The organism is Anaeromyxobacter oryzisoli (assembly GCF_022690765.1).
GTDB lineage: Bacteria > Myxococcota > Myxococcia > Myxococcales > Anaeromyxobacteraceae > Anaeromyxobacter > Anaeromyxobacter oryzisoli.
In genome coordinates, this window is record NZ_JALCZA010000128.1 from 1 (window position 1) to 8,560 (window position 8,560).

Genomic DNA, 8,560 nt, shown 5'->3' on the forward strand with positions numbered 1-8,560 from the left:
GGCGCCGGATCGGGCGCGCGCGGGCGAGGGCACGGCCGGGCCGCGCCGGCACGGCCGCCGGTCACCGGCCGCGCGCCCGCTCGCCTCCTGCGCGCCACGCGCGGGACGCGGTCAGCGGATGGGGACGAAGCGGCGGGCGACCACGTCCTGCGAGGCGGGCGACACCACGAAGTCGAAGAACTCCTTCAGCGCTCCGGTGGGGGGCGCGCGGGTCACGAGGAGCATCGGGCGGGAGAGGAGGTAGCGCCCGGAGCGCACCTGGTCGGGCGCCGGCAGGAGGCCGTCGAGCGGGACGGCGCGGACCCCGGGGATCGCGTACGCCATCGTCGCGGCGGTGACGACGCCGGGCTCGCGCAGCGCGAGCTGCAGGCAGTCGGCGGGGTCGTCCAGCTCGCGGACCGGACCGTACGGCTCGCCGTCGAGCGCCACCGTACGCACCGTGTCGAGCGTCGCGCGCTTGCTCGCGAGCCGCTCGGTGCAGACGGTGACCGGCACGTCCGCCCCGCCGACCTGCTTCCAGCTCCGGATCCGGCCGGTGTAGATCGCCTTGAGCTGCGCGCGGGTCAGTCCCTGGACGGCGCTCGCGTCGCTCACGAAGATCCCGAGCGCGTCGTAGCCGATCAGCACCACGTGCGGCGCCCGGGCCAGCTCCGCCTCCGTCAGGTTCCGGGTCACGCCCGCGACGCTCACCTGCCCCGCGAACATCGCGTCGAGCCCCTTGCCGGCGCCGCTCCGCTCGATGCGCGCGAACCGGTGCCCGGTGCTCCGCTCGAACAGCGGCAGCGCCTCAGGCAGGATGCGGTTCGAGATCGTGGTCGCGCCGTCGTAGCTCAGCGGCTCCTCGCGCTGCGGCTCGGACCGCGAGGGCCGGCTGCACGCGCAGAGCGCCACCGCGAGCGCAGCGATCGACTGACGTGGCGACATCCGGGCTCCTCCCTCGTGGGACCTCCCAAAGTCCTATCAGGGTGCCCCTTTCGGATGGAAGAGCTCCGCATGCGGATTCGTACGCACCCACCCGAGGGCGGAGGCCGGGGTCGGCGCGTACCCGCCGCGCAGGCAGGGAGCGTGAGGCGCGAAGAGCTCGACGCGAGCGGGGGACACCTTCAGGCGAGGGCGTCCACGAGGCGGGACTCCCGAGCCTCGTGGTCCATGATCCGGCTCGTGAGCTCGGCGGCGAGCGGGCCGAGGTCGCCCGCGGCGAGGGAGCCCGGACCACGGGTGCGCTCGAGGAGCGCCGCGAGCTGGCCGAGGATCTGCCGGTGCTCGTCGGCCATCCGCGCGAGCTCCTCGCGGCGGCCCGGCCCGTTCGTCGCGAGGAGCCCGTACAGCCCCTTCGCGTGCTCCTCGTGCGCGAAGTGCTCGCTGAGCTGCTGGAACAGCTCGTCGAGCGCCGCCGAGATCGCCGCCGATCCGGTGGAGCGCTCGATCCGGAGCACGAGCTCGCGCAGGCGCGCGTGGTCCGCCTCGACGGCGCGCTGGACCTGCTCGACGCCGTGCGTCGGCGGCGCCCGGTCCGCGCCTCGGCGCTGCACCCGCACCCGCTCCGGCGCCGCGTCGCGCGCGAGGGGGCCGCCGCCGCCGGCCACGATCGCGGCGACGCGGGCGAGATACCCGGCGCCGGCCGCGCGCCGACCGCCGCCGGCGGGGGAGCCGTGCCGCGCCGGCTCGAGCTCCCGCTGCCGGAGCTCCGCGAAGGCCGCCATCCCGCGCGCCTCGAGCCGCCGGGCGGAGTGGTCCAGCGCGCGAAGCCCGGCGAGCGTCGCGAGCTGGAGCCGGTACCCCATGGCGCAGAGCTCTCGCTGGAACCGCGCGCCGGTCGCGGCGTCGAGGCGCCGCGACCGGGCGAGCGGCGCGCAGTCGTAGGCGAGGAGCTTCCCGGGGAAGCGGGCGTGGATCCCCTCCGCGAACCGCCGCGCCTCGTGCAGGTCGGGCGCCAGCGCCTCGCACCAGATCAGATCCGCGTGCGGCGCGTAGGCGAGCCCGCGCGCGATGGCGGCGTCGAGGCCGCCGCGGAAGCGGTGGAAGCCCTCCGCGGACCGCTCGCCCGGCACGAGGAAGGGGGCGTCGCGGGGATCCGCGTCGCTGGTGACGAGGGCCGCGCCCGTCGCGACGGTGCGCGCCACGAGCACCGTGGGGACGTCCGCCACGTCCGCCGCGAGGCGCGCGGCGGTGAGGGTGCGGACGAAGGTCGAGGTCGGCACGAGCACCTTCCCGCCGGGGCGGCCGCGCCGCTCCGCGCTCGCCACCTCGTCGCCGAGGTGCACGGCCGCCGCGCCCGCCTCGATCGCGTCCTTCACGCGCTCGAAGGCGTCGAGCGGCCGACCGGCGCCGGCCTCCACCCCGGCGACGACGGGGGCGAACCAGTACGTCCCGTGCCGGCCCTCCGCGTGCTCGCGCTGGTCGGCGCGCTGGAGGGCGCGGTTGATGCGCCGGACCCGCTCGGCGATCGAGCTCGCCCCCGGGCGGTTCCGGCCGGGGCAGGCGTCGGCGTTGGCGTCGGCCGGGAGGCGGCCGGCGTGCACCGCCTGGAAACCTGCCTTCACCATCTGCGCGGCCTGGCCGCCGGTGAGCGCGCAGAGCGCGTTCACGTACGGCTCCGAGTGGAGCAGCGCCCAGAGCCGCTCCGCGCCCATCCGCGCGAGCGTGAGCTCGATCCGCACCGATCCGCGCAGCCGCTCGACGTCCGCGCGACCGTGACCGCGGACGATCCCCTCCCAGCGCCGCGGATCGGGGTGTGCCGGCGCCGCGGACCCCGCCGCGTCGGACGCCGCGCGGGGGTCCGCTTGGGCAGGGCCCGCCTGGGCGGGGCTCGCCTCGAGGAGCCCGTAGCCGCGGACCGTGAGGAGCTCGCCGAGCTCGGGCCCGGTGCTCGCACGCTCGAACAGCGCGCGGGCCTCCTCGAAGCGCCCCGCCGCGAAGCGCGCGTCGCCCACCTCGAGCCGGATCCGGTCCACCTCCTCCGCGACGATCGTCCGGAGCCGCTCGACGGTCAGGGCCTGCCCGTCCTCCATGGGCGCGCCGTGGTGGATCCACTGCCACGCCAGGGCGCAAGAGAGCTCCGCGGTGGCCACGTCCTCCAGGACGCCGTGGAGCGGGATCCGGCCCGAGCCGTGGAGCCAGGCCGCGAGGATCCGGATCGAGGCGCGGACGCTCAGGCGGAGGCCGGCCTCGGTGCGCGCGCCCTGCGGCGGCCGGAGCAGCTCGTCGGCGGTGACACGCGCCGCCTCGCGCCGGCGGCGGAGCGGGTTCGGCGTCTTCACGCGCTCGTCGAAGATCGCCCTCGCGACGGGGACGAGGCCGGGGTGCGCGACCCGCGTCCCGTCGTGACCGTCGGCCACCTCGCGGAGCACGCAGGCGCGGACCGCGGCGAGGGCGCGCGCGTCCGCCCCCGGGCCGCCTCCCGCCAGGAGCCGCGCGGCCGGGCCGCCCAGCGCGTGGACGCCGCGCCGGTGGCACGTCTGGACGAGGAGCCGCGCGTGAGCCCGGAGGAAGCCGCGACCCAGGGGGATGCTCGCGGGATCGGGGAGGACCATCCGCGGGTCCGCGCCGAGCCGCTCGACGAACGAGCGGACGTAGCTGGCGCGCCCGCAGCTCAGGCCGGCGGCGTGCTCGCGCAGCTCCCAGAGGATCTCGTCCATCTCGAACGCGGCGGGGAGCGTCTCGATCGCGCAGGTGGCGCGGACGGTGCCGCGCGGGAGCCCGACCCGCGCCTGCGCGCGGACGAACACGTCGTTCCAGAGCCGCGCCTCGAGGTGATCCTCCAGCTTGGCGAGCTCGAAGTAGGGGCCGCTCCCCTTCGCGACGAGCGCCCGCGCCCCCCTCCAGAAGTGGACGCCGAAGTCCCAGAGGGCGGCCGGGGCGGCCCGGCCGTCCACGAGCACGTGCTCCTCGACGCGGTGCCAGCCGCGCGGACGCACCATCAGCACCGCGCTCCGGCCGCCAGACCGGCGGACGCTCGCGCCGCCCGGCGCGGCCTGCTCCGTCGCGCCGTGAGCGGCGACCGCGAGGGCGAGCTGCGCCTCGACGACGTTCCGCCAGGTGGGCGAGGTGGCGTCCTCGAGATCCGCCACGAAGCCGGTCGCCCCGGAGCCCAGGGCGGCGGCGAGCCCGTCGCGGTCCACCGGGCCGGTGAGCTCGACGCGCCGGTCCTGGAGATCGGCCGGGATGGGAGCGGCCGTCCAGTCCGCGGCGCGGAGCTCCGCGGTCGCCGCGAGGAAGTCGAGCCGCTCGCCGGCGTCGCGGCGGCGCTGCAGGTCGGCGCGCCGCTCGAGCAGCCCTTCCACCCGGGGCCGGAACGTCCGGACCAGCTCGACCACGAAGGCGAGGGCGCCCGGGGTCAGGACCTCCTCCCACCCCTCCGGCATCGAGCCGCGGAGCTCGAGCCCGGACGGGAGCTCCGCGCGCGGCGGCTGGGGCTCGATCATGGGGCGACCTCCCGAGGTCGTCCATGGAAGGTGCTGGTGACCCGACTCGACGACAACGCCGCGGGACCGGCCGCAGGCCCGAGGCCCGCGCCCCGAGGCCCGCCTAGCTCCCCTTCTGGATGAGCTCGATCCTGTACCCGTCGGGATCCTGCACGAACGCGATCACGGTGGTGCCGTGCTTCATCGGCCCGGCCTCGCGCACGACCGTGCCGCCGCGACGCCTGATCTCGGCGCAGGCCGCGGCGGCGTCGGGGACCTCGATCGCGACGTGGCCGAACCCGGCGCCGAGGTCGTAGGCCTTCGTGTCCCAGTTGTGCGTGAGCTCGATCGCCGCCTGCTCGGACTCGGGCGCGTAGCCGACGAAGGCGAGGGTGAAGCGCCCCTCGGGGAAGTCCTGCCTGCGGAGCAGCGTCATGCGGAGGACGCCGGTGTAGAAGGCGAGCGACCGCTCGAGGTCGCCCACGCGGAGCATGGTGTGGAGGATGCGCATTCCTGTCTCCCTCGGGGGTGGAGGATAAGCGAGCGGGCCGTCGCGCGCGACCGGCGACGGGAAGAGGGCGTCCCGGGGCGCGAAGAGGGCGACCGACCCTTGGGTCCCCGCGCGGGCGGCTCCTACGAGGAGGCCGGCCGGGGGATCCCGCGGCTCCCTGTCCCTTGCGTCGGGCCGGCGGACGGCGCGCACTGTCGAGCCGGAGAGCGCGGGCCGTGACGACGACCGCACAAGCCGTCGCCGGCCGCGCGCCGGTCTTCGCGGCGCGCGGCCTGGAGAAGGTCTATCGCGTGGGCGAGATCGCCGTCCCCGCGCTCCGCGGCGTGGACCTCGATCTCTACGAGGGCGAGCTGGTGGTCCTCCTCGGCCCGTCCGGCTCCGGCAAGTCCACGCTCCTCAACGTCCTCGGCGGACTCGACGTCCCCACCGCCGGGACCGTCACCTGGCGCGATCACGACCTGGCGAACCCCGACGAGCGGCTCCTCACCCGGTACCGCCGGGACCACGTGGGCTTCGTCTTCCAGCTCTACAACCTCGTCCCGAGCCTCACCGCCCGCGAGAACGTCGCCCTCGCCGCCGAGATCGCCGAGCACCCGCTCGATCCGGCCGACGCGCTGGCGCGCGTGGGGCTCGCGGCGCGCGTCGACCACTTTCCGTCGCAGCTCTCCGGCGGCGAGCAGCAGCGCGTCGCCATCGCGCGCGCCATCGTGAAGCGCCCCGACGTGCTCCTGTGCGACGAGCCCACCGGCGCCCTCGACGTGCAGACCGGGCGGCTCGTCCTCTCGGTGCTCGAGCGGGTGAACCGTGAGCTCGGCACCACCACGGTGATCATCACCCACAACGCGGCCATCGCCGCGATGGCGGACCGGGTGATCTCGATGCGCGACGGCCGGATCGTGCGCGAGGAGCGGAACGCGCACCGGGCGCCGCCGGAGGCGCTGGCGTGGTGAGGGCGCTCGACAGGAAGGTCCTCCGCGATCTGCGCGCGCACGCCGGGCAGGCGGTGGCGATCGCGGTGCTCCTCGCGTGCGCGGTGACGACGCTGGTGGGCTCCGTCGCCACGGCCCGCGCGCTCGAGCGGTCCCAGGCGCGCTACTACGCCGAGCACCGGTTCGCGCACGTCTTCGCCGCCGCCCGCCGGGCGCCGGAGGGGATCGCCGCCCGCATCGCGGCGCTCCCCGGCGTCGCGGAGGTCGAGACGCGCGTCGCCTCGAGCGCGACGGTGGAGCGCCCCGCGGGCGGCCCGCCCGCGTCCGCCCGGATCCTCTCGCTGCCGCCCGGCGGCGCCCGCGTGAACGTGCCGTACCTCCGCGCCGGGAGCGGTCTCGACCCCGACCGGACCGACCAGGTGCTCGTCTCCGAGGGGTTCGCCCTCGCGAACCAGCTCCGGCCCGGCGATCGGCTCGGCGTGGTGGTGAACGGCAAGCGGCAGGTCCTGCGGATCGCGGGCGTCGCCCTGTCCCCCGAGTTCGTGTACGCCATCCGCCCCGGCGACCTCTTCCCGGACGACCGGGCCTACGGGATCCTCTGGACCTCCCGCGCCGGGCTCGCGGCCGCGGCGGACCTCGAGGGGGCCTTCGACGAGGTGGCGGTCCTGCTCGCGCCGGGCGCCCGCGAGGCGGACGTGATCGCCGGCATCGACCGCCTGCTCGCGCCGTACGGCGGCCTCGGCGCGCACGGCCGCGACCGGAACGTCTCCCACCGGTTCCTCTCCGACGAGCTGGCGCAGCTCCGGGCGATGGCGGCGCTCGTGCCGGCGATCTTCCTCGGCGTCGCCGCGTTCGTCGTCTCGGTGGTGCTCTCGCGCCTCGTGACGACGCAGCGGCAGCAGATCGGCGCCCTCGAGGCGCTCGGGTACGGAGCGCGGGCGATCGCCCTCCACTACGCGAAGCTCGTCTCGATCATCGCCCTCGCCGGAGGGGCGCTGGGCGCGATCGGCGGGATCGCGCTCGGCCGCGCGTTCGCGCGGAGCTACGCCGACTTCTACCGCCTCCCGGTGCTCGCCTTCGAGGGAGAGGCCGGCGTGGTCGTCGTGGCGGTGCTCGTCGCGCTGGCGGCCGCGCTCGCCGGGAGCCTCGGCGCGGTCCGGCGCGCGGTGCGCATCGCGCCCGCCGAGGCGATGCGGCCGGAGCCGCCAGCCTCCTACCGCCCGACGCTCCTCGAGCGGGCGGGGCTCTTCCGGCCGCTCTCGCCCGCCGCCCGGATGATCGCCCGGGACGTGGCGCGCCGCCCGATCCGGGCGCTGCTCTCCGCCGCCGGCCTCGCCTGCGCGGTGGCGATCCTCGTGGTCGCCTGGTTCGCGGCGGACGCGATGGACCTCATCCTCGAGCAGCAGCTCGTCGTGGCGCAGCGCCAGGATCTGACCGTGACCTTCACGGACGCGGTCGCGCCCGCCGGCGCCCTGGAGCTCCGGAGCCTGCCCGGGGTCCGCGCGGTGGAGGGGTTCCGGGCGGTCCCGGTGACGCTTCGGCGCGGGCACCGCAGCTACCGGACGGCGCTCACCGGCGTCGATCCCGGCGCCGACCTGACCCGTCTCGTCACCGCCGACGGGCGGGTGGTCCCCCTGCCGCCCGCGGGGCTCGTCCTCTCGGCGAAGCTCGGCGAGCTCCTCCACGCCGCGCCGGGGGACCGCGTGGAGATCGAGGTGCTCGAGGGGCGCCGGCGCACCGGGCCGCTGACGGTCGCGCTGCTCGTGGACGACCTCCTCGGGGTGCAGGCGACGCTCTCGCGGCGCGCGCTCGCGGACTTCCTCGGGGAGGGGGACCTCCTCTCCGGCGCGCAGCTCTCCGTCGATCCGGCGGCGCTCGACGTGGTCCAGGCGCGCCTCCGCGAGCGGCCGCGCGTCGCCGGCACCACCGCGCGCGCGGCGAGCGTCGCGGCCTTCAGGAGCCTGGTGGCGGGCTTCATCCTCGCCTACATGGCCGCGCTCGGCGCCCTCGGCGCCGTCATCGCGGCCGGGGTGGTCTACAACGCCGCGCGGGTGACCTGGGCGGAGCGGGCCCGCGAGCTCGCGACGCTGCGGGTCCTCGGGTTCACCCGCGCCGAGATCTGGCGCGTGCTCGCGGGCGAGATCGGCGTCCACGCGGCGCTCGGGATCCCTGCGGGGTGCGCCCTCGGGCTCGGGTTCGTCGGGTGGACCGCCGCGCGGGCGAGCACCGACCTGTACCGGATCCCGGCCGAGATCTCGGCCGCGACCTTCGTGCGGGCGGCGCTCCTGATCCTCGCCGCGACGGCGGCGGTCCTCCTCGCCGCGACCCGCTGGGTACGCCGCGCCGACCTGCTCGACGTGCTGAAGTCGAAGGAGTGAGAAAGTGGTGAAGAAGCCGTCCCGCAAGACGAGCGTCGCCGTGGGCGCGGTCGCGATCCTCGCCATCGCGACCTTCGCCGTGCTCCGGCCCCGGCCCGTCCCGGTGGAGGTCGCCACCGCGGTCCGCGGTCCCATCCGCGCGACGGTGGAGGGCACCGGCCGGACTCGCGTGCGCGATCTCTTCGTCGTCACCGCGCCGGTCCCCGGACACCTCGAGCGGCTCGCGGTGCGGGAGGGCGACGCGGTCCGCGCGGGCGAGCCGGTGGCGACGCTCGTGCCCGGCGCGCCGGCGCCGCTCGACGCGCGCACCCGGCGCGAGCTCGGCGCGCGCCGGACGGC

6 protein-coding genes are annotated in these 8,560 nt (G+C 76.8%); 3 read left to right on the plus strand and 3 right to left on the minus strand.

Features of this window, described 5'->3' with window-relative positions; all coding sequences use genetic code 11:
* Nucleotides 1–111: 111 nt before the first annotated feature.
* From MNZ27_RS22295 to gloA, 3 genes are all read right to left on the minus strand, one after another.
* Nucleotides 112–924, minus strand: coding sequence for a substrate-binding domain-containing protein (locus tag MNZ27_RS22295; RefSeq protein ID WP_242396274.1), 813 nt, complete (start codon nucleotides 922–924; stop codon nucleotides 112–114).
* Nucleotides 925–1,103: 179 nt separating this feature from the next.
* The gene (locus MNZ27_RS22300) at nucleotides 1,104–4,421 is read right to left on the minus strand and encodes a hemerythrin domain-containing protein (RefSeq protein WP_408629707.1); all 3,318 of its coding nucleotides are present in this window, start codon (nucleotides 4,419–4,421) and stop codon (nucleotides 1,104–1,106) included.
* Nucleotides 4,422–4,527: 106 nt separating this feature from the next.
* The gene (gloA, locus tag MNZ27_RS22305; RefSeq protein WP_242396276.1) at nucleotides 4,528–4,914 is read right to left on the minus strand and encodes a lactoylglutathione lyase; all 387 of its coding nucleotides are present in this window, start codon (nucleotides 4,912–4,914) and stop codon (nucleotides 4,528–4,530) included.
* 215 nt (nucleotides 4,915–5,129) lie between these two features.
* On the opposite strand from gloA, the gene MNZ27_RS22310 reads away from it, so the two are divergent.
* The 3 genes from MNZ27_RS22310 to MNZ27_RS24130 form a co-directional block, all read left to right on the plus strand.
* Complete coding sequence (locus MNZ27_RS22310; RefSeq protein WP_242396277.1) at nucleotides 5,130–5,864, plus strand: ABC transporter ATP-binding protein; 735 nt, start codon at nucleotides 5,130–5,132, stop codon at nucleotides 5,862–5,864.
* A complete protein-coding gene (locus MNZ27_RS22315; RefSeq protein ID WP_242396278.1) occupies nucleotides 5,861–8,221 on the plus strand; it encodes an ABC transporter permease in 2,361 nt (786 codons plus the stop codon). The genes MNZ27_RS22310 and MNZ27_RS22315 overlap by 4 nt, the downstream gene beginning before the upstream one ends.
* A gap of 7 nt (nucleotides 8,222–8,228) precedes the next feature.
* A partial coding sequence (locus tag MNZ27_RS24130; RefSeq protein ID WP_242396279.1) for an HlyD family efflux transporter periplasmic adaptor subunit occupies nucleotides 8,229–8,560 on the plus strand: 332 nt, incomplete at its 3' end.

Bases quoted from the DNA above. Each gene is read 5' to 3' on its own strand.
- gloA (WP_242396276.1), bottom strand. From the start codon at position 4,914: ATGCGCATCCTCCACACCATGCTCCGCGTGGGCGACCTCGAGCGGTCG.
- MNZ27_RS22295 (WP_242396274.1), bottom strand. From the start codon at position 924: ATGTCGCCACGTCAGTCGATCGCTGCGCTCGCGGTGGCGCTCTGCGCG.